This window comes from Saccharothrix sp. CB00851 (genome assembly GCF_001905065.1).
Lineage (GTDB): Bacteria > Actinomycetota > Actinomycetes > Mycobacteriales > Pseudonocardiaceae > Actinosynnema.
Map to the genome: position 1 here is coordinate 85,250 of NZ_LWLC01000016.1, position 20,497 is coordinate 105,746.

Annotated in this window: 19 protein-coding genes; 8 read left to right on the forward strand and 11 right to left on the reverse strand. The window is 70.8% G+C overall.

Annotated features, from left to right (window positions below; genetic code table 11):
* The first annotated feature begins 42 nt into the window (after positions 1-42).
* Both A6A25_RS44755 and A6A25_RS44760 read left to right on the forward strand, forming a co-directional pair.
* Positions 43-330 (forward strand): hypothetical protein, encoded by a 288-nt coding sequence (locus tag A6A25_RS44755; RefSeq protein WP_198932752.1) that lies wholly within the window; start codon positions 43-45, stop codon positions 328-330.
* A gap of 12 nt (positions 331-342) precedes the next feature.
* Positions 343-891 (forward strand): hypothetical protein, encoded by a 549-nt coding sequence (locus A6A25_RS44760; RefSeq protein WP_198932753.1) that lies wholly within the window; start codon positions 343-345, stop codon positions 889-891.
* Positions 892-940: 49 nt separating this feature from the next.
* Here the strand turns inward: A6A25_RS44760 and A6A25_RS17745 are convergent, their stop codons facing one another.
* From A6A25_RS17745 to A6A25_RS17765, 5 genes are all read right to left on the reverse strand, one after another.
* Positions 941-1,426 carry a glutathione peroxidase gene (locus tag A6A25_RS17745; RefSeq protein ID WP_073891454.1) on the reverse strand — a complete coding sequence of 162 codons (486 nt, stop codon included), beginning with the start codon at positions 1,424-1,426 and terminating at the stop codon, positions 941-943.
* Complete coding sequence (locus A6A25_RS17750; RefSeq protein ID WP_073891456.1) at positions 1,423-1,737, reverse strand: winged helix-turn-helix domain-containing protein; 315 nt, start codon at positions 1,735-1,737, stop codon at positions 1,423-1,425. Before A6A25_RS17750 ends, A6A25_RS17745 begins: the two co-directional genes overlap by 4 nt.
* Entirely contained in the window at positions 1,730-2,440 is a 711-nt protein-coding gene (locus tag A6A25_RS17755) for a hypothetical protein (RefSeq protein ID WP_073891458.1), read from the reverse strand. Before A6A25_RS17755 ends, A6A25_RS17750 begins: the two co-directional genes overlap by 8 nt.
* Before the next feature lie 44 nt (positions 2,441-2,484).
* Positions 2,485-4,398 carry an ABC1 kinase family protein gene (locus tag A6A25_RS17760; RefSeq protein ID WP_073891460.1) on the reverse strand — a complete coding sequence of 638 codons (1,914 nt, stop codon included), beginning with the start codon at positions 4,396-4,398 and terminating at the stop codon, positions 2,485-2,487.
* Positions 4,399-4,548: 150 nt separating this feature from the next.
* Positions 4,549-4,902 (reverse strand): SSI family serine proteinase inhibitor, encoded by a 354-nt coding sequence (locus tag A6A25_RS17765; protein WP_158073755.1) that lies wholly within the window; start codon positions 4,900-4,902, stop codon positions 4,549-4,551.
* Positions 4,903-5,076: 174 nt separating this feature from the next.
* Here A6A25_RS17765 and A6A25_RS17770 point away from each other — a divergent pair, with 174 nt between their 5' ends.
* Together A6A25_RS17770 and A6A25_RS45550 are read left to right on the forward strand one after the other, a co-directional pair.
* Positions 5,077-6,234, forward strand: a complete 1,158-nt coding sequence (locus A6A25_RS17770) for an MFS transporter (RefSeq protein ID WP_241828768.1) — start codon at positions 5,077-5,079, stop codon at positions 6,232-6,234.
* A complete protein-coding gene (locus A6A25_RS45550) occupies positions 6,213-6,353 on the forward strand; it encodes a hypothetical protein (protein ID WP_241828769.1) in 141 nt (46 codons plus the stop codon). Before A6A25_RS17770 ends, A6A25_RS45550 begins: the two co-directional genes overlap by 22 nt.
* Before the next feature lie 193 nt (positions 6,354-6,546).
* On the opposite strand, the gene rdmE is transcribed toward A6A25_RS45550, so the two are convergent.
* From rdmE to A6A25_RS17800, 6 genes are all read right to left on the reverse strand, one after another.
* The gene (gene rdmE / locus A6A25_RS17775; RefSeq protein ID WP_073891464.1) at positions 6,547-8,073 is read right to left on the reverse strand and encodes an aklavinone 12-hydroxylase RdmE; all 1,527 of its coding nucleotides are present in this window, start codon (positions 8,071-8,073) and stop codon (positions 6,547-6,549) included.
* Positions 8,074-8,114: 41 nt separating this feature from the next.
* The gene (locus A6A25_RS17780; RefSeq protein ID WP_073891466.1) at positions 8,115-9,131 is read right to left on the reverse strand and encodes a Gfo/Idh/MocA family oxidoreductase; all 1,017 of its coding nucleotides are present in this window, start codon (positions 9,129-9,131) and stop codon (positions 8,115-8,117) included.
* Positions 9,132-9,364: 233 nt separating this feature from the next.
* Positions 9,365-10,924, reverse strand: a complete 1,560-nt coding sequence (locus A6A25_RS17785) for a cellulose binding domain-containing protein (RefSeq protein WP_073891468.1) — start codon at positions 10,922-10,924, stop codon at positions 9,365-9,367.
* Positions 10,925-11,054: 130 nt separating this feature from the next.
* Positions 11,055-11,555, reverse strand: a complete 501-nt coding sequence (locus A6A25_RS17790) for a hypothetical protein (RefSeq protein ID WP_073891469.1) — start codon at positions 11,553-11,555, stop codon at positions 11,055-11,057.
* Between the two features lie 346 nt (positions 11,556-11,901).
* Positions 11,902-14,055, reverse strand: a complete 2,154-nt coding sequence (locus A6A25_RS17795; RefSeq protein ID WP_073891471.1) for a phospholipase A2 — start codon at positions 14,053-14,055, stop codon at positions 11,902-11,904.
* 59 nt (positions 14,056-14,114) lie between these two features.
* Entirely contained in the window at positions 14,115-14,699 is a 585-nt protein-coding gene (locus tag A6A25_RS17800; RefSeq protein WP_073891473.1) for an SACE_7040 family transcriptional regulator, read from the reverse strand.
* 182 nt (positions 14,700-14,881) lie between these two features.
* Between A6A25_RS17800 and A6A25_RS17805 the strand changes: the two genes are divergently transcribed.
* From A6A25_RS17805 to A6A25_RS17820, 4 genes are all read left to right on the forward strand, one after another.
* Positions 14,882-15,670, forward strand: a complete 789-nt coding sequence (locus A6A25_RS17805) for an SGNH/GDSL hydrolase family protein (protein WP_073891474.1) — start codon at positions 14,882-14,884, stop codon at positions 15,668-15,670.
* Positions 15,671-15,786: 116 nt separating this feature from the next.
* On the forward strand, positions 15,787-17,391 hold the full coding sequence (locus tag A6A25_RS17810) for a carboxyl transferase domain-containing protein (protein WP_073891476.1): 1,605 nt from the start codon (positions 15,787-15,789) through the stop codon (positions 17,389-17,391).
* 5 nt (positions 17,392-17,396) lie between these two features.
* On the forward strand, positions 17,397-19,316 hold the full coding sequence (locus tag A6A25_RS17815; protein WP_073891558.1) for an acetyl-CoA carboxylase biotin carboxylase subunit: 1,920 nt from the start codon (positions 17,397-17,399) through the stop codon (positions 19,314-19,316).
* A 3-nt stretch (positions 19,317-19,319) separates the two neighbouring features.
* The gene (locus A6A25_RS17820) at positions 19,320-20,480 is read left to right on the forward strand and encodes an acyl-CoA dehydrogenase family protein (RefSeq protein ID WP_073891478.1); all 1,161 of its coding nucleotides are present in this window, start codon (positions 19,320-19,322) and stop codon (positions 20,478-20,480) included.
* Positions 20,481-20,497: the final 17 nt, after the last annotated feature.

Here is a 20,497-nt window from a genome sequence, read left to right on the forward strand (position 1 = left end):
GTTAAGCTCATCGGCCCGTCGGCCGACTGAAAGCGAGGCCAGGTGTCCAAAATTCCCGAAGGTGTCGATGTCGCGGATTTGACAATCGTCGCGCGCGACGTCCTGCTCGACGGACTGGAGGCGCTGCGAGATCACCTGCCATCGATTACCGTCGTCGGCGCCCAGGCGGTGTACCTGCGCACCCAGGATGCTCGAATCGCGGTCGCCGCTCACACCTCGGACGGCGATCTGGCGATCGACCCGCGGACCCTGGACAGCGAACCGCTGATCCCTGAGCGGCTGAGGGCCGCAGGTCTCACGCTGTTGCACGAGAACCAGCCAGGGCTCTGAAGGCGTCGGGAGATGGTGGGCGGTGTCGAGGTCCCGGTCGAGCTGGATCTCCTGGTCGGCGAGAAGATGGCTGGCCGTGGTCGTCGCAGTGCTGATATCGCGCCGCACGCCCGGATGACCGCGCGGAGGGTCGAGGGATTGGAACCCAGCGTCGTGGACCGATCGCCCATGACGATCTCGGCGTTGAAAGGTGCTCCGCGTTCGGTACGCGTCAACGTCGCGGGGCCGGCCGCTCTCCTGGTGGCCAAGGCGCACAAGATCCATGATCGCCTGGTGGCCGCCGGTCAGGACAGGTTGACCGACAAGGACGCTGGTGACGTGTACCGACTCATGGTGGGTGGGAAGCGCTCGGAGGTCGTCGCGTCGTTCGGTTCCCTGCTGGCCGACCCCCTCGTCGGAGAAGTCACGTCCATCGGGCTCGAGTACTTGCGGGAGCAGTTCGGTCGCGCTGAGGCGCCCGGTGTCGGGATGGCTGTGGATGCTCTCGCGGGTGACATTCCCGCTGATCGCATCCGGGGTGTCGCTCCCGCCTACATCCGTGCGCTGGACCGGCTCGCGTGATGCCGGTCGGCGCGGGAGGTGGCTTGGTGGCTGCCTCCCGCGCCTCGGACTAGGGCAGCACCGACTCGATCGCCTTCACCACGGCCTCGTCCTCCGGCTCGGTGGCCGGGCGGAAGCGGGCGACGACCTCGCCGGACGGGGCGACCAGGAACTTCTCGAAGTTCCACTGGACGTCACCCGCCGCGCCGTCGGCGTCCGCGAACGCGGTCAGCTCGGCGTACAGCGGGTGGCGGGACGGGCCGTTCACCTCGATCTTCTCGAACAGCGGGAACGTCACGCCGTACGTGGTGGAGCAGAAGGTCGCGATCTCCTCCGCCGTGCCCGGCTCCTGGCCGGCGAACTGGTTGCACGGGAACCCGACCACCGAGAACCCCTGCGCCGCGTACCGCTCCTGCAGGCGCTCCAAACCCTTGTACTGCGGCGTGAGGCCGCACTTCGAGGCGACGTTCACCACCAGCAACGCCTTGCCCCCCAACGCGCCCAGGCTCGACGGCTCACCGGACAGCGTGCGCAGCGGGATGTCGTGGATGCTCATGGCTGCGAGGCTACGTGCCGCTCGACCAGCGCGCGCAGCGCCGTCATCTCCGCCGCCAACGCGGCCAGCCCGGCCGGCGTCACGCTGACCCACGTCCGCGGCCGCCTGGCCTCGTACCCCTTCTCCACCGCCACCAACCCGGCCTGCTCCAGCACCGCGATGTGCCGCGACAGGTTGCCCGCCGTCAACTCCAAAGTGGACCGCAGGTAGCCGAACTCGACCCGCTTCGCCTCGGCCGCCACGGTGAGGATGCCCAGCCGGTGCTTCTGGTGCACCACGTCGTCCAGCGACGCGGTCGGGTGCTCACCCACGCCGCAACCCCACCAGGCCGCCGACGACGAGCACCGACGCGGGCAGCAGGACCACGCTGCCCATCGACCAGGTGGTGGGCGGTGAGACCTCCAGCGGTGTGAAGCCGGCCGACACGCACAGCACCACGAGGTAGGCCGCGGTGATGGTGGTGAACCGGGTGCTGCGCTCCAGCGCCGCCAGCACCACCAGGCCGAGGCCGATGGCGATGAACTGCGCGATCACCGGCTGGTCGTGCTGGAGCACCACCGTGCCGAGCACCGCCGCCGTCAACGTCACCACCCGCGGCGCGCGCCGCCGCCACAGCACGGTCGCCGCCGCCAGCACGATCAACCCGGCTGCTGTGCCCGAGTGGAACCGGAGCGGCAGGTTGTCCAGCGCCAACCCCACGACCGGACCGCTCAGGCCGATCGCCAGCGCGCCGAGGTAGCCCCGCGTGGACGTCTCGATGCCCACCCGCGCCCCCCGCCTGCGGTACCACCACACCGTCGCCAGGCCACCCGCCACCAGCACGACCAGCCAGTACAGGCCGAGCAGCACGGGATAGCGCACGTCCAGTCCTCGTGACGGCGTCTCGGCGGGCGCGTACAGCGGCAGCGCCAGGAACGACGCGACGCCGAAGAACAGCAGCGGGAACGGGTAGGCGTGCCGGTCCGCGCGCGCCCGACGGCGCAGGTCGGCGAGGTCGCCCAGCAGGTCTGCCACCCAATCAGGTTTGCACCGCAAACCAAGCACGTCAACCAAGTGCGTCAACCGCGTGGCCGGAAGATGGTCACCACCACCCGCAACCCGAGCAGCACGCTGATGACCAGCAGGTTGTAGCCGAACACCTGGAACAGCGACACGTCCGGCCCCACCTCCGGACCGCCCTCCGCGCCCAGCAGCAGCACGGCCATCACGCCCGCCGTCGCGCCCAGCACGGTCAGCATCACCTGGTGCAGCAGCGAGACGATGAACTGCCGGTCCCGTTCGTCCGCGAACAGCCGCATGCTCAACCCCAGCCGCCCCTGCTCCAGCGCGCTGGAGATCCGGTCCGCCCGCCGGGGCAGGCGCCGCAGCATCGGCAGCATCGCGTGCAACTCCTCGGTCACCGTGCGCCGCAGCGACTCGGGCGTGAGGTGCGCGCTGAACTGCTTGTCCGCGAACGACCGCGACTCGACCACGATGTTGAACCCCGGCGACAGCGCACCCAGCGTGCCCTCCACCGTGGCCAGCGCCCGGAACACCGCCGCGATCTCCGGCGGGATGCTCAACCCGTACCGGTAGACCAGCTTGAACAGGTCCCCGAACATCTCCACGTCCGGCCGCATGCCGGTGCTCAGGTGCCGTGCCATGAACTGCCCGAGCGCGCGCTCCAACTGCTGCTCGTCGATCTCGTCGGGCCTGGCCACCAGCTCCAGCAACGCGTCGCGCAGACCCGCCGGGTCACCGTGGTCGATGGACAGCAGCAGCTTGCCCAGCGCGGACCGCAGCTGCGCGTCGATCCGGCCCACCGAGCCGAAGTCGAGCATGCCGAGCCTGCCGTCACCCAGCAGCATGATGTTGCCGGGGTGCGGGTCGGCGTGGAAGACGCCGTTGACCATCACCTGGCGCAGCAGCACGTCCAGCAACGTGCGGGCCAGCGCGTCCCGGTCCACCGACTCCAACGACGCCGACCGCACGGGCACGCCGTCCAGCCGCTGCATCACCAGAACGCGTGACGTGCAGAGGTCCTCGTGCACGACGGGCAGCACCACGTCGGTCCCGTCGGACGCCGCCCGCACGGCCGCCAGGTTGCGCGCCTCCACCCGGAAGTCGAGCTCCTCGCGCAACGCGGCGGAGAACCCGGCGGCCAGGTCGCGCACGCCGATGGCCTTGCCCCAGCGCGTCTTGTCGTGCAACGTCGACGCCAGCCGGTTCACGATGTCCAGGTCGCCGTCCGCGACCCGCCGCACGCCCGGCCGCTGCACCTTCACCACCACGTCCTCGCCGGACCTCAGCCGCGCCCGGTGCACCTGGGCGACGGACGCGGCGGCGATCGGCCGCTCGTCGAACTCGGCGAACACGTCCTCCGGCGGCCGGCCCAGCTCGTCCACCAGCACCTGGCGCACCTGCGGCCACGGCGCGGCGGGCACCTTGTCCTGCAGCAGCGTCAGCTCGTCCACCACGTCCGGCGGCAGCAGGTCCGGCCGGGTCGACAGCACCTGGCCGAGCTTGACGAACGTGACGCCGCCCTCCTCCAGCGCCAGCCGCAGCGACCGCGCCAAGCGGGTGTCGGTGCGCTCCCGTCCGCGCAGGTACGGGCCGAGGCCGTGGCGGAACGCGATCGCGGTGATGCGGGAGTAGCGGCGGGCGCGCGAGATCCGCCCGCGCAGGGCGCGCCACCACTCGGTGGGCGGCGGGATCGAGCCGGTCGGCACGACGATCTCGGCGAACGTCAGCAGGCCGATCATCAGCAGCAGCGCGACCCCGATCTGCACCGTCGCCAGCGCCGGCGTCGTGTCCGGGCCCGGCATGGCGCTCAGCGCGGCCTCGCTGGACGACAGGCCGACCATGCACGCGAGCGTGGTGCGGATGAGCCCGACGTGCAGGCCGAGGATGCGTCGTGCGGCCAGCGCCATGCCGAGCACCAGGGACAGGAAGGTCAGCGGAACGCCGACCGTGTACAGCAGGACATCACCCATGCGTTTCCCCCAAGCGGTTCGCGCGGAGGATAGAACGGTCTACCTGAGACGGTGCGTGTCCTGAGCAGAGATCCGATCACTCGGACGGATTAGACCGGGTGGTGCACCCGGTGATGGTCTCGGTGGAGGCGTCGGTTGCCCCGATTCAGGTCAGAAGTCGAAGACCGGCCCGGTTTCGGCCCGCATCACGCACGGGTTCGGGAACTCGGCCTCGAACGCGCGGGTCTCGCCGCGCCACGTGCCCGACGCCGTGACCCGCACCGGGTCGTACTCCAGCGTGCACAGGGCCTCGCCGGTCGACAGCCCGCCGATCTGTCCGTCCACACCGGACAACGCCAGGCAGGCCTGTTGGGCTCTCGGGTGCAGGCCGCCGGCGGGTTCGCAGGTCAGGTTGGAGAACTGGACCGATTCGCCGCGCTGCACGCTGAGCACGAAGCTCGACTCGGGAGCGGCGAAGCTGGGAATCAGGGCGGCGATCGCCGCGAAGAAGGGGAGTGGTGCCATGCTCCCCAGACTGACCGCCGGTTGCCGCTCAACTCCAGGCATCTCACCGGATCGTGTGGTTTCGACAAGATCAGCCGCGGTGTTGCGCTACTCGTCGGTAGCCGTGCGGTGATGTGATGTGATGTGGATCACTGTCGAGGTCGGTGGCGTGCCCGCGCGGGCCAGGGTGGGTGAATGGCTTCCGAGGTGCGCAGGGTGGCGCTGGCCAGCAGCGCGGGCAACGCCGTGGAGTTGTACGACTTCCTGCTCTACGGCACCGCGGCGGCGCTGGTGTTCGACAAGCTGTTCTTCCCGGCCTTCGACCCGCGCATCGGCACGCTGCTGGCGTTCGCCACGTTCGGCGCGGGTTTCCTGGCCCGGCCGCTGGGCGGGGTGGTGATCGGCCACTTCGGCGACCGGATCGGGCGGCGGCCGATGCTGGTGCTGACGCTGACCGCGACCGGCTTGTGCACGGCGGCGATCGGGCTGCTGCCGACGTACTCCTCGATCGGGTTGGCCGCGCCGGTGCTGCTCGTGCTGTTGCGGGTCGTGCAGGGGTTCTTCCTGGGCGGTGAGCAGGGTGGCGCGACGTTGATGGCGGTCGAGCACGCGCCGGTCGGGCGGACCGGGTGGTACGGCAGCTGGACGTTCCTCGGGTCACCTCTCGGGCTGCTGCTGGCCAACGGTGCGATGGCGGCGTCGACCGCGGTGTCCGGCGACGCGTTCCTGACCTGGGGCTGGCGGGTGCCGTTCCTGTTCAGCCTGGTGCTGGTGGGTGTCGGGCTGTACGTGCGGCTGTCGGTGGAGGAGAGCCCGGCGTTCCGCGAGGCGCGGTCGGCCGTCGGCGCGGTGCGGCTGCCGGTGGCGGTCGTGCTGCGGCAGTCGTGGCGGAAGGTGGTGCTGGGCGCGGGCGTGAACCTCGGGTTCAACATGTTCATCTTCGTGGTGGCGACGTTCGCGGTGTCGTACGGGACGCGTGAGCTCGGGATGGCGCGGGGCACGTTGTTGAACGCCGGGTTGATCGGGGCGTTCGCGCAGGCGGTGGCGATCCTGGTGTTCGCGCGGCTGTCCGACCGGGTGGGCAGGCTGCCGGTGATGCTCGGCGGTGCGGCGTTCCTCGGCGTGTTCGCGTTCCCGTTGTTCTGGCTGCTGGAGACGCGGTCGCCGGGGTTGGTGGTGCTGGCGATGGTGCTGGCGTTCGCCGGGTCGGCGGCGGTGTTCGGGCCGATGCCCGCCTACTACGCCGAGCTGTTCGGGACCCGCGTCCGCTACAGCGGCGTCTCGCTGAGCTACCAGGTCGGTGCTGTGCTGGGTGTGGCGGCCTGTCCCCGGTGGTCGCGACGTGGCTGCTGACCGCCACCCCGACCCACGACTCGTGGCCGATCTCCCTGTACCTGATCGTGGGCGCCCTGATCAGCGCCCTCTCCCTGCTCGCCGTCGGCGAAACCCTCCGCCGCCACCCCACCCCCTGACCGCGAGAGCCGTACCTCCAGGTCCCGCGTGTCCCACGTTCAGAACGGGCGTGTCCTACGTTCGCGTACCCCGAGTTGAACACTCGGGACGGCTGGCCGTGTTCTGAGTGTTCAACTCGGGGTACCGGAACGTAGGACACGCGGGACGCGAACGTGGGACACACGGGGCCTGAGTGTTCGACTCACGCGGTGGTCAGAGGGATTTCAGGGTGGGGAGGGGGATGGTGGAGGTGGGGGTAGGGGAGGTGGTGGTGCGCCAGGCGATGACGCCGTCGGGGCGGACCAGGGTGGCGCCGGTCGGGCCGATGCCGTAGCGCTTGGCCAGGGTGTCGGTCGGGTCGGAGATGGCGGGGATGTGGAGACCGGGCGTGGGGATGCGCCACGCGGGGTTCGGGGTCAGCAGGGTCCAGGTGGTGAACAGGTCCAAAGTGGACATCTGACGGCCGTTGTGGTCCACCATCACGTGTGGCGCGCGGAAGCCCGGGCGGCCGGTCGGGTCGGCCGGGTTCTCCATCGGCGCCGGGTCGGCGTCCTCGATCAGCACGGCGTTCGAACGGCAGCGGTAGCCCAGGGTCAGGTGCAGGTGGTCGACCTCGTCGGGCACGTCGGGGCCCGCCAGGTGCGGTGCGAACCGCTGCACGTAGTTGGCGTACGAGCCGTCCACCACGAGCTTCGCGTACGGTCGGCGTTCGGCCTCGTAGCTGTTCAGCAGCCCCTCGCCTGCCTCACCCCTCAGCACCTCGGCCAGCTTCCACGCCAGGTCGAACCCGTCCCCGATCGCCGTGTTGCCGCCGAGGCCCCCGGTCGGCGGCGTCACCTTCGCCGCGTCACCGGCCAGGAAAACCCGCCCGGCCCGGAACCGGTCGCTCAGCCACGCGCCCATCTCCCACGCCGTGATCTCCACGATGTCCGGCTCCAGGTCCGGCGCGTCCGTCGCGATCCGCACCAACTCCGCGCACCGCCGCGGCGGGTAGTCCGCCACCGACTCGCGCGCCGGGTCGTACTCGATCGTGAGCACGTTGCGCCGCTCGGTGTTCGTCGCCACGAAAGCGCCCGTGAACGCCGGGTTCCGCAAGTAGAACAACGTCAGCTTGTCGGACGCGATGCGTGCCGACAGGTCCGCGTCGAACACCACCCCGACGTGGTGCGACAACGGCCCGTGGCCCCGCCGCTCGATCCCCGCGAACGAACGCACCACGCCCCGGTGCCCGTCCGCCCCGATCACGTACTCCGCCCGAACGGTCCGCTCACCGCCCGCCGACCGGAGCCGTGCCGTGACCCCGTCGTCGTCCTGCGCCAACGACACGAGTTCGGTCTCGAACACCACCTCCGCGCCCAGTTCACGCGCCCGCCGCAGCAGCACCGGCTCGACGTGGTCCTGGCTCGCCATCCCGGGCCGCTCGGGGCTCAGCGACGCGTCCCACTCGTGGTCCTCTTGCACGATCGTGTGAAACACCCGACCGCGCAGGCTCTCCGCGACTTTGATCACCAGGCCGCCGTCGAGCCCCGCGCCTCCCGCCAGCACCTCGTCCGCGACCCCGGCGCGGCGCAGCAGTTCCATCGTCCGGTGCGTCTGCCCGGTCGCCTTCGGGTGCGGCGACGTCCCCCGGTGCTTCGAGACGCCCAGCACCTCGATGCCCTGCTGCGCCAGGAACAACGCCGCGAACAAGCCGGCGAGTCCCGCCCCCACCACCAGTACCTGCACGTGTTTGCCTGCCATGGCAAGTATCTTAGACAGTAAGAGATACGGCTGACAAGAAATTAGTCCAGCGAGACAACCGTGCCGGTCCGCGCGGACGCGAAAGCCGCCTCGACCACTTCGAGCCCGGTCACCGCATCAGCCACCGGAACAGGGGCCTGACCTGCGGCGACCGCCGCGTAGAAGTCCTGGTACGCCCCCGGCGACGTGCGCACCGTCTCGGTGCCCAGCACGCCCCACTGCTCGGGCGGCTCCTCGCCCCAACCGGGGCCACCCGGCACCGCGCCCGCCTTCAACGCCTCCTCCTGCGGGTCCATCCCGTGCTTCACGTACGCCGCCCGGTCGCCCAGCACCCGGAACCGCGGCCCCAGCGACGCCGCCAGCGCCGACGCCCACAGGTGCGACACCGCGCCGGACGGGTGGGTCAGCGCGAGGAACGCGTCGTCGTGCGCCCGGGCACCCGGCCGCAACGTCCGCACCTCCGCGTACACGCCCGTCGGCCGCCCGAACAACGCCACCGCCTGGTCGACCAGGTGCGTGCCCAGGTCGAACACGATGCTGCCCAGGTCGGCCGGGTCGCCGGACTCCTTCCACCCCTCCTTCACCTCCGGCCGCCACCGCTCGAACCGCGACTCGAACCGGTGCACCCGCCCCAACGCGCCCTCGCCGACCAGCCTGGCCACGGTGCGGAAGTCGCCGTCCCAGCGCCGGTTGTGGAACGGCGCCAGCAGCAGCCCGCGCGCCGCCGCCAGTTCCGCCAACTCCCGGGCCTGCGCCGCCGACGACGCGAACGGCTTGTCCACCACGGTGTTCAGCCCGTGCTCCAACGCGGTACGGGCGTGCGCGGCGTGGAACCGGTTCGGCGTGGTCACCACGACCAGGTCGAACTCGTCGGCCCGCCGCCACACCTCGTCGACCGACCCGATCAACTCCGCCGACGGGTACCGGGACGCCACCTCGGCCTGCCGCTCCGGGTTGCCGGTGACGACGGCGGCCAGCGCCAAGCCGGGCGTGGTGGACAGGGACGGTGCGTGGAAGGCGGCTCCACCGAGCCCGTAGCCGATCAGTGCGGTGCGCATGACGGGAACCCTAAGCGTCCCAGGACGTGGACGCCCTGTCGCGGACCGTCACGCAGCGCTGGCGTCGGCCGCATGATGTGAGCCGCGAGTCCACCTCCGGGAAGACCCCTCCCGCCGCCGGCGGGTGGCGGGAGGGGACCCGAACGGGCGACGCCAGTGGTTCCGCGGCGTGTGCCGGGTCTGCCGGGGCTGAGGCCGTGATCGCCGACGAAGCCGGTGACCGAGCGGCTCGGCTAGAAACCGGCGGTGATGCGGGTGAACTCCCAGTCGGCCTGCGGGATGCCGCTGCAGTTGGACGACACCTGGCCGTCGCACTCGCCGCGGTCGCGGTTGACCGCCCAGAACGAGAACCGGCCCAGCCCGTTGGACTTCGCCCAGTCGCGCAGCTGCGTCCACGTCTGGGTGGTCGTCACCTCGCGCTGGTCGGACAGGCCGTTCATGCCGGAGATGCCGACGTGCCGGAACGCCTCCGCGTCCGACCAGCCGAACGCGGCCTTCAGCTTGTTCTTCAGCGCGGTGGTGGCGTTGATCGTGTCCGTGCCGATGTTCGAGCTGCCGAAGTCGAACGGCATGATCGTGAACACGTCGATGCCCGCGCCGATCGCCGCCGCCCGCTCGATCAGCCGGTTGCCCCACGAGTTCGGGCCGGTGGTCGTGGTGCCGAAGGTGACGATGGTCTGGATGCCCGGGTTGTTCGCCTTGACGATCTTCAGGGCCTCCAGGATCCGGTCCTGCACGGCGGCGTTCTCGAACTCGTCGGTGTTCTCGATGTCGATGTCGATGGCCTTCAGCCCGTAGGCGTTGATGACCTGCTGGTAGGCGCCGGCCAGCGCTTGGGGCGTCGAGCAGTTCGGGCCGAGCTTGTTGCCGCTCCACCCGCCGAACGACGGCACCACGTCACCGCCGGCCGCCCGGATCTGCTGGATGGCCTGCGCGTCGATGCCACCGGTCAGCGGCCGGATGCCGTCCCACGCGGGGTTGCAGCCGCCGGACGACAGCACGAACGCCATGGTGAACCACTTGACGCCGGTCGTGCTCATGATCGTGGCCGGCGCGGGCGGGTTGCCCCAGCCCAGGAACAGGTACGGCGCGCCGCGACCGCCGACCGGGTTCGTGCCCGGCTGGGTGGTCGCGGTGACCTGGTTCGACGAGCCCGAGGTGTTCGACGCGGCGTCCCGCGCCCGCACCGTGAACGTGTAGGCGGTGGAGGCGTTCAGGCCGGTCACGGTCGCGGACGTACCGCTGACCGTGGTGGCGACCGCGCTGCCCCGGTAGACGTCGTACGCGGTCACGCCGACGTTGTCGGTCGACGCGGTCCACGCGAGCGAGACCGTGTTGCTGGTGGTGCCGGTGACGCGCAGTGAGCCGGGCGCGCTGGGTGCCACCGTGTCACCGCCGCCGCCACCGGTGCAGGGAGCCCCGTTGACGGTGCAGTTGAGCGGCGCGCCGGGGCCGGTGCCGACGAAGCCGAAGCTCGCCGTGGCGTTGACGCCGACGGTGCCGTTGTACTCGCGGTTGGTCGCCACGTAATGATCACCCGTTCGGGTGACAAGCGCGTCCCAGTACGACCCGAGCGAGGTGCCCGCGGGCAGGTCGAACTCGATGCGCCACGAGGTGATGGCGGACGGGCCGCCGTTGGTGACGGTGAACTTGGCCTCGAAGCCGCTGCCCCAGTCCTGGGTCTTGGCGAACGTGGCGGTGACGCCCGGTGCCGCCGACGCGGCCGGGCCGATGACCAGTGAACCCAGGGCGAGTGCGCCTGCTGCGAGCAGCGCGCTCGATCGTCGTGACATGAGGAGTCCTCCTCGGCGGGATCGGCAGGGTGAATCGCGCCCATCACGGAGAATGGTCTAGACCAAATAAAAAGGCAAGGGTCTTTACGGTTCAGTGCGCGCGATGGCGTGGGGAAACGGGCGATGGGGACTATTCGTCCAGGGCGGTGGCGATCCACGGCGACACGGGCAGGTCGCGCATCGCGCACTCGACGGCCAGCTTCACCGTCCACCGCAGTGCTTGCAGCACCACCGTGGCCAGCTCCTGCGGCTGCCCGTTGGCCAGCGCGATCTCGATCTGCTCGGCGGCGGCCTCCTCGTCGCCGTGCACCTCGGCGAGCAGCGTGCGGATCGCGGTGCGCACGGGCGGATCGGCGTCGTCGATCGGCACCTCCTGCCCGTCCTCGTCGAAGACCTGCATCTTGACCGGTGTCGCACCGCCCGAGCCGAGCGCGGCGACCATGGCGCTGCACTCGGAGAACAGCAGGAGGACCAACTCCCGGATCTCCTCGTTGCCCTCGGGCGAGCCGCTGAGGTACCCGGTGACGAGGTCGACCGCGACCGCGTCCTCCCCGACCTTGGCCGCGGTCAGGGCCTCACCGGCCACGGCCTGGAGCCGCGACCAGCGATCCGGATCTTGCTGCGGGTGCATTCAGCCATCTTCCAACACGGAGTAGGGGCGCACAGCTCTGCATATTGCCTACCCGGTGGTGTTCGCCCGCCGCAACGGCTTGTCCCGGGCGTGGCCCGTCGGGTATGGGCGGGGGTTTCGCGCGCGTAGTACGGGGGTATGACAGACCTCGGGCTCATGTGCGGCGCAGGTGTCGATGGCGCAGGTGGGGCTGGTGCTGCTGGTCCGGCCGTCGTTCCGGGCCCGTGCGCTGAACGCGCGGGCGTTGCCGATCTTCCTGGTGCACCAGAGCGCGTTGCTGGTGGTGACGTTGGTCGGCGCGGTGTTCGGCCCGTTGCGGGGCCTGCACACGCCGCCGTCGGACGCGCTATGGGTGCTGGAGCGCGGGACGTGGCTGCCGGTGTTCACCGGTGTGTGCCTGGTGCTGCTTCGGCACCGCCGCGAGCAGGGCCGCGGCGATCGTCACACCGTGCAGGACGACCATCGCGACGGTCGGCTCCAGCACGAGCAGCGGCGGGACGCAGGCCAGCGCGGTGAGCAGCCAGGGACGGCGGCTGTGGCACGTGCCGGCGTGCGCGGTGTGCAGCAGGTACCAGCCGAGCAGCAGGTGGATGAGGTTCTGCAGCGGATCGACCTTGAACACGACCAGGGTGCCCGCGGCACCCGCGAACCCGGTCACCACGAACCCGAGGACGCCCAGCACGCCGTAACCGGCGCCGAGCGTGACGGCGAGCCGGGTGCGGTGGGTCTCCCGGGTGCGGCTGGGGCTGAACGCGGCAGCGCGCTCGAAGCGGTGGAACAGCAGTACGAGCGGCAGGAGCAGCAGCACCAGCACGGCCAGCCAACGCGGTTTCGTGGCGACCCAGTCGAAGGCGGCCGGTGAGTCCAGCAGGCCCAGGACGCCGACCACGGCGGCGAGCACGGTCAGGTAGCCGAGGTAGACCGTCATGGGCGCGGTGCGGGCGAACTCGACGACCCGCCACGGGTGCCCGCCCGCGAGCCAGGCCGTGACACGGGGCTTGAGAAGCAGCACCAGGCAGATCTGGGCCAGGCCGAGCACGAGCAGGCACACGGTGGGCGGGCTGAGGTTCGAGCTGCCTTCGCCGGGCAGCGGCATCATCGTGCGCGGGTAGCCGCCGAACGTGATCAGCGCGAGCAACGCGGGCACGGCGGCCAGGGCGAGGGCGCTGAGCACCTTGCGCGAGACGCGGTGCAGGCTGCCGTCGGCGTAGTAGAAGCCGAGTTGCTGCAACAGCAGCGCGCCGAGCACCAGGTTCAGGTAGCCGCCGGTGCGCCAGGCGAAGCCGAGGCGGGCCAGGTCGACCATGATCATGGCGGCGACCAGCGCCACCGGCGTGACCAGCCGGGCGTTGCGGTGCAACCAGGCCATGACCGGGGTGGCGGCGACCGCGACCACGTACAGGCCGAGGAACCACAGCGGGTGCGCGATGAGCCTGCCGAACATCTCCACCCGCGACTTGTCCACGTCGAGCAGTTCGAGCGGCAGCGGGAGGACCAGCCAGGCCAGCACGAACGCCAGCACGGGACGCAGCAGCCAGGAGATGCGCGCGGCCAGGTAGCGGCCGTAGCCGCCGTGGTCGGCCTGGACGGCGTGCCAGCCGGCGAGGTTGGCGTGGCCGCCCGCGAAGTAGAAGACGGGCACGGCCTGCAACACCCAGGTGAGCAGCCACAGCCAGTTCGCGCTCACGCCCGCCCAGTGCAGGACGGTGATCAAGGACTGTCCGATGACCACCAACGCGAGCGCGCTCAGCCGCAGGAACGTGGCGTAGCGGTCGTTCGTGGCCCGTGGTCGGGGTGCGTCGACGGGGTCGTCGTCGGGTCCTCTTCTGCGGGGCAGGCGGGCGAGCAGCAGGAACACCACGACGGCGCTGCCGAAGCCCCAGGCGAGCACGGGCTCGTGCCCCGGCGGCCCCCACCTCTGCCGCCAGGAGTTGAACTCCAGGCCGGCCGCGTAGAGCTGCGCGGTGGCGTGGCAGCGGGCGGCGTGCCCGCGGGGGTTGACGTCGCACTGGGCGTGCATGTCGCGGGCGAGCCGGGCGTCGAGGGACTTGCGGGCGTCCTGGCCGAGCGGGCGGCCCTTGTGCTCGGCGTAGCGGAGCAGGTCGTAGCCCAGGTCGTGCGCCTTGCAGCCGGTGCCGAAGTCCCACTCGGTGTCGCCCGCGGGCCCGGAACACCCGCCGTTGGGGTCGATGGCCCGCGTGGTGCCGTCCGCCGCCGTGACGACCACGGGCCGGCGGTTCGTCACCTCGTTGAAGTCCGCCGGGAACTCGACCAGGGGGTTCGCCGTCGACGGGTGGGCCATCGCCTCGACCGCCCGGGCCGCCGTGGCGATGTCACCGCTCAACGGCGAGGTGTCCGTCGCACCGGCGGGTCGTGACGCGATCACCCCGCAGACGAACACGGCGAGCGCCACCAGCACGAACCTGAACCAGGCGGGCAGGCGGGCGAACAACCGGAGCCCCGGCCACCCCCCGGTGGTCTTCACCGTCACGTCACCCATTGGCAGCCCAGCGTACGGAAGGACGCCGTGCCGCCGCCGGCGATTCGGGGGATCGGCTACTACGGCAGCGCCCCCGACAGCGATGCCAGCGCCATCTGCGACAGCAACGCCGCCATCTGGTCGCGGTCCAAGTGGGCGCTGTGCGGCGTCGAGTTGATCAGCCCGAAGACGGCGTGCGCCGCCGCACGGGCGGTCGGCTCGTCCACTTCCGGCGACGTCTTGCGGATCGTCTCCACCCACACCTCGACGTAACGCCGCTGGAGCGCTCGCACCCGCCGCCGGTCCGGGTCGGTCAGGTTCGCCAGGTTGCGGATCTGCACGGTGATCAACGCCGGGTCGTCCAACGCGAAGTCGACGTGCCAGCGGATCAATTCCCGAAGTGCCCGCGCCGGGTCGCCCAAAGCGGCCACCCGGTTGAGCCCGCCGTCCAGCAGGCGCTCGCTGATGGACGTCAGCATCTCGCCCAGCATCGCGTCCTTGCTGCGGAAGTGCCGGTACAGCGCCGGCCCGGAGATCCCCACGGCAGCACCGATGTCGTCGATGCCGACGCCGTGGAAGCCGTGCCGGGCGAACAGTTCGGCGGCGGCGGCCAGGATCTGGTCCCGGCGGGTCTGCTTCGCTGGCTCGGCTGGCACGCCGCCCATCTTAAACGGCGGGCCCAGTCCACGTAAACGGGCGTTAACCCGGCCGTCGGGAAACGATCACCGGCCGGCGGTCGAAACGCGTAGTTAACTCTTGACCCACTCTTTTTATATAGGACTACTTGCTGGTAACTCTTGGCGTGCTCCGCATCACACCCTGCGTTGTTTCCCTCCGGGAGGCTCCGATGCGCCTTGTCCGAACCCTGTCCAGCGCCGCGCTGGCGCTCGTCGCCACGCTGGCGCTCGTCGTGCCGGCCCAAGCCGCCGGCGCCAACTACGTCGCGCTCGGCGACTCCTACTCGTCCGGAACGGGCACCGGCTCGTACTACAGCGACTCCGGCAGCTGCAAGCGCAGCCCGTACAGCTACCCGGCCCTCTGGGCGGCCTCGCACGCGCCCGCGTCGTTCAAGTTCGTGGCCTGCTCCGGCGCCAGGACCGGTGACGTGCTGGCCAACCAGATCAGCGCGGTGACCTCGACGACCTCCCTGGTCAGCATCTCGATCGGTGGGAACGACGCCGGCTTCACCGACGTGATCACCACCTGCACGTTCGGCTCCGACTCGACCTGCGTCAACCGGGTCAACCAGGCCAAGGCCTACGCCACCGGCACCCTGCCCGGCCTGCTGGACAACGTCTACACGCAGATCCGCAACCGCGCGCCGTCGGCCAGGGTCGTCGTCCTCGGCTACCCGCGCCTCTACAAGGTGCCGGGCAGCTGCTCGGTCGGCCTGAGCGACACCAAGCGCGCCGCGATCAACTCCGCCGCCGACACCCTGCACCAGGTCATCTCCGCCCGGGCGGGCGCGAAGGCGTTCTCCTACCGCGACCTGCGCACGGCGTTCACCGGGCACGAGATCTGCTCGTCGGACTGGTGGCTGAACAGCCTGTCCTGGCCGGTGGAGGAGTCCTACCACCCCAACCGCAACGGCCAGCGCCTCGGCTACCTGCCGCAGCTCACCGCCGTCACGGGCTGAGTCGGACCGGTACCACCCGAAGGGGGCCGCACCCGCGGCCCCCTTCGGCTTGTGAACCGGCGTTAACAAGCGCTAACATCTCCTTAGGTTAACGACGGCTAACCGCGAGGAGCCCGATGGACGCCCCGGTGCTGCGCAGCACGGCCGACAAGTCGGCCGACGCCTTCCGGCGCTACCACGACGAACACGCGCGACTCGTGCACGACCTGCGCGCCAAGCTCCGCCAAGCCGCCCTCGGCGGTCCGGAGAAGGCCCGCACGCGGCACGTCGAGCGTGGCAAGCTGCTGCCCCGCGACCGGGTCGACGCGCTGCTCGACCCCGGTTCGCCGTTCCTCGAACTCTCACCGCTGGCCGCGAACGGGATGTACGGCGACGAAGCGCCCGCCGCGGGCGTCATCACCGGTGTCGGCCGCGTGTCCGGCCGCGAGGTCGTGGTCGTCGCCAACGACGCCACCGTCAAGGGCGGCACCTACTACCCGCTGACGGTGAAGAAGCACCTGCGCGCCCAAGAGGTGGCGTTGCAGAACAACCTGCCGTGCGTCTACCTGGTGGACTCCGGCGGCGCGTTCCTGCCCCGGCAGGACGAGGTCTTCCCGGACCGCGAGCACTTCGGCCGGATCTTCTTCAACCAGGCCACCATGTCCGCCCGCGGCATCCCGCAGATCGCCGCCGTGCTCGGCTCGTGCACGGCCGGCGGCGCGTACGTGCCCGCGATGTCGGACGAGGCGGTGATCGTGCGCGGCCAGGGCACGATCTTCCTCGGCGGCCCGCCGCTGGTGAAGGCCGCGACCGGCGAGGTCGTCACGGCCGAGGAACTGGGCGGGGGTGAGCTGCACTCGCGCACGTCCGGCGTCACCGACCACCTGGCGGAGGACGACCCGCACGCGTTGCGGATCGTGCGCTCGATCGTCAGCACGCTGGGTCCGCGCGCACCGCGGCCGTGGCAGGTGGAGCCGACCGTCGAGCCCGCGGTCGACCCCGCCGAGCTGTACGGCGTGGTGCCCACGGACAGCCGCACGCCCTACGACGTGCGCGAGGTCATCGCCCGGATCGTGGACGGCAGCCGGTTCCAGGAGTTCAAGAAGGAGTACGGCGCCACGCTGGTCACCGGGTTCGCCCGCATCCACGGCCACCCGGTCGGCATCGTGGCCAACAACGGCGTGCTGTTCGGCGAGTCGGCGTTGAAGGGCGCGCACTTCATCCAGCTGTGCGACCAGCGGTCGGTGCCACTGGTGTTCCTGCAGAACATCAGCGGGTTCATGGTGGGTCGCGAGTACGAGGCCGCGGGCATCGCCAAGCACGGTGCGAAGATGGTGACGGCGGTGGCGTGCGCGCGGGTGCCGAAGTTCACCGTGGTCATCGGCGGGTCGTTCGGGGCGGGCAACTACTCGATGTGCGGGCGGGCCTACTCGCCCCGGTTCCTGTGGATGTGGCCCAACGCGCGGATCTCCGTGATGGGCGGCGAGCAGGCGGCGTCCGTGCTGGCGACGGTGCGGCGCGACCAGCTCGGCGACGCGTGGTCGGCCGAGGAGGAAGAGGCGTTCAAGGCGCCGATCCGACAGCAGTACGAGGACCAGGGCAACCCGTACTACTCCACGGCACGGCTGTGGGACGACGGCGTGATCGACCCCCTCGACACGCGGATGGTGCTGGGCCTGGCGTTGTCCACGGCGGCCAACGCCCCGATCGAGCCGGTTTCCTACGGCGTCTTCAGGATGTGACGAGCATGTTCGACAGCGTGCTGATCGCCAACCGGGGCGAGATCGCGGTACGGGTCATCCGCGCGTTGCGGCGGTTCGGGATCCGGTCGGTGGCGGTCCACAGCGACGCGGACGCCGACGCGCTGCACGTGCGGCTGGCCGACGAGGCGGTGCGGATCGGGCCCGCGTCGGCGCGCGAGAGCTACCTGTCGGTGGAGCGGATCATCGAGGCCGCGCTCGCTTCGGGCGCGCAGGCCGTGCACCCCGGGTACGGGTTCCTCGCCGAGAACGCGGAGTTCGCGCGGGCGTGCGAGAAGGCCGGGCTGGTGTTCATCGGGCCGCCCGCCGACGCGATCGAGGCGATGGGCGACAAGATCCGCGCCAAGCTGACCGTGGCGGCGGCGGGCGTGCCGGTGGTGCCGGGGCGGACCGAGGTCGGCATGACCGACGACGACCTGGTCGCCGCGGCGGCCGAGATCGGGTTCCCGGTGCTGCTCAAGCCGTCCGCCGGTGGTGGTGGCAAGGGCATGCGGCTGGTGGGGTCCGAGAGCGGGCTGCGTGAGGCGATCGAGTCGGCGCGGCGTGAGGCGCGCGGGTCGTTCGGCGACGACGCGTTGCTGATCGAGCGGTTCATCGGCAACCCGCGGCACATCGAGATCCAGGTGCTGGCCGACGCGCACGGCGGGGTGGTGCACCTCGGCGAGCGCGAGTGCAGCCTGCAGCGGCGGCACCAGAAGATCATCGAGGAGGCGCCGTCACCGCTGGTCACGCCGGAGATGCGGGACGCCATGGGCACGGCGGCGGTGGAGGCGGCCCGGTCGGTCGGGTACGTCGGCGCGGGCACGGTCGAGTTCATCGTGGACGGCGCGTCCGGTGACTACTTCTTCATGGAGATGAACACCCGGCTCCAGGTCGAGCACCCGGTCACCGAGTTGGCGACCGGCGTCGACCTGGTGGAGTGGCAGTTGCGGGTGGCTTCGGGTGAACCGCTCGGGTTCACGTCGGTGGAGATGGTCGGGCACGCGGTCGAGGCGCGCGTCTACGCCGAGGACCCGTCGCGCGGGTTCCTGCCGACCGGTGGCACGGTGCTGGCGTTGCACGAGCCGTCGGACGTGCGGGTGGACTCGGCGTTGCGCGTCGGGCTCGTGGTGGGCAGCGACTACGACCCGATGCTGGCGAAGGTGATCGCGCACGGTGCCACGCGGGAGGAGGCGTTGCGCAGGCTGGACGCCGCGTTGGGTCGGTTCACGGTGTTGGGCGTGACGACGAACGTGCCGTTCCTGCGGGCGTTGTTGACGGATCCGGACGTGCGGGCGGGTGCGTTGGACACCGGTCTGGTGGAGCGCAAGCTCGACGCGCTCGTGGCGGTCGAACGGCCGGACGAGGTGCTGGTCGCGGCAGCGTTGGAGCGGCAGCTCTCGTTGGGCGGCGGTGACGACCCGTGGGCGCGGTCGGATGGTTGGCGGGTCGGCGAGCACGCGTGGACCCGGTGGCTGATCGACGGCGTCGAGGTGCGTGTGCGTGGCGATGAGGTGGCTATTGCAGACAATCAACCGTCGCGCCACACCGTGACGGTCGAAGGTGGGCAGTTGACTGTAGACGGTCGACTGTATGCGATGTGCCGGGACGGGGACGTGCTGTGGCTGGGCCGGGACGGTCACGCGTGGGCGCTCACCGAGACCCGGCCGTCCGAGGTCGCCGCGTCGGGCGCCGTCGCGGGCGGTGGGCCGGTGACCAGCCCCATGCCCGGCACGGTGCTGGTGGCGCGGGTCGAGCAGGGCTCGCACGTGACCGCCGGGCAGGCGTTGTTCGTGGTCGAAGCGATGAAGATGGAGCACACCGTCACGTCACCCGTGGCCGGCGTGCTCACCGAAGTGCACGTCCAGGCGGGCCAACAGGTCGCGCTGGACCAACCCCTGGCCGTCGTCGTGCCCCACGAGGAGTGAACGATGTTGGACTTCCGCCTTGATGAGGAATACGAGGCGCTGCGCAAGACCGTCGAGGAGTTCGCGCGCGACGAGGTGGCGCCGGTGATCGGCGGGTTCTACGAGCGCGAGGAGTTCCCCTACGAGATCGTCGCCAAGATGGGGCGGATGGGCCTGTTCGGGCTGCCGTTCCCGGAGCAGTTCGGCGGGATGGGCGGCGACTACTTCGCGTTGTGCCTGGCGTTGGAGGAGTTGGCGCGGGTCGACTCGTCGGTGGCGATCACGCTGGAGGCGGGCGTTTCGCTGGGCGCCATGCCGCTGTTCCGGTTCGGTTCGGCCGAGCAGAAGGCCGCTTGGCTGCCCCGGTTGTGCGCGGGTTCGGTGCTGGGTGCGTTCGGGCTGACCGAGCCGGGTGGTGGTTCGGACGCGGGCGCTTTGCGGACGACCGCGCGGATCGACGGTGACGAGTGGGTGCTCAACGGCACCAAGGCGTTCATCACCAACTCGGGCACGGACATCACGGGCCTGGTCACGGTCGCCGCCGTGACCGGTCGGCGGGAGAACGGCAAGCCGGAGATCTCGGCGATCCTGGTGCCGTCGGGCACGCCGGGGTTCACCGTGTCGCGCAAGTACTCCAAGGTCGGGTGGAACGCCTCCGACACGCGTGAGCTGTCGTTCCAGGACTGCCGCGTGCCGTTGGGCAACCTGGTCGGCGAGCGCGGGCGCGGGTACGCGCAGTTCCTGCAGACGTTGGACGAGGGTCGGGTGGCGATCGCGGCCATCGGTGTCGGGCTGGCGCAGGGGTGCGTGGACGAGTGCCTGCGGTACGTGGGCGAGCGGGAGGCGTTCGGCCACCGGATCGGCGAGTACCAGGCGATCCAGTTCAAGATCGCCGAGATGGAGGCGCGCACGCACACCTCGCGGTTGGCGTACTACCAGGCGGCGGCGAAGATGCTGCGCGGTGAGCCGTTCAAGCGTGAGGCGGCGATCGCCAAGCTGGTCTCCTCGGAGGCGGCGATGGACAACGCCCGTGACGCGACCCAGATCTTCGGCGGCTACGGCTTCATGAACGAGTACCCGGTGGGCCGCTTCTACCGTGACGCCAAGATCCTGGAGATCGGCGAGGGCACCAGCGAGGTCCAAAAAATGCTGATCGCCCGCGACCTGGGCCTCCCCACCTCCTAACCCCCGCGCGTGTCCTA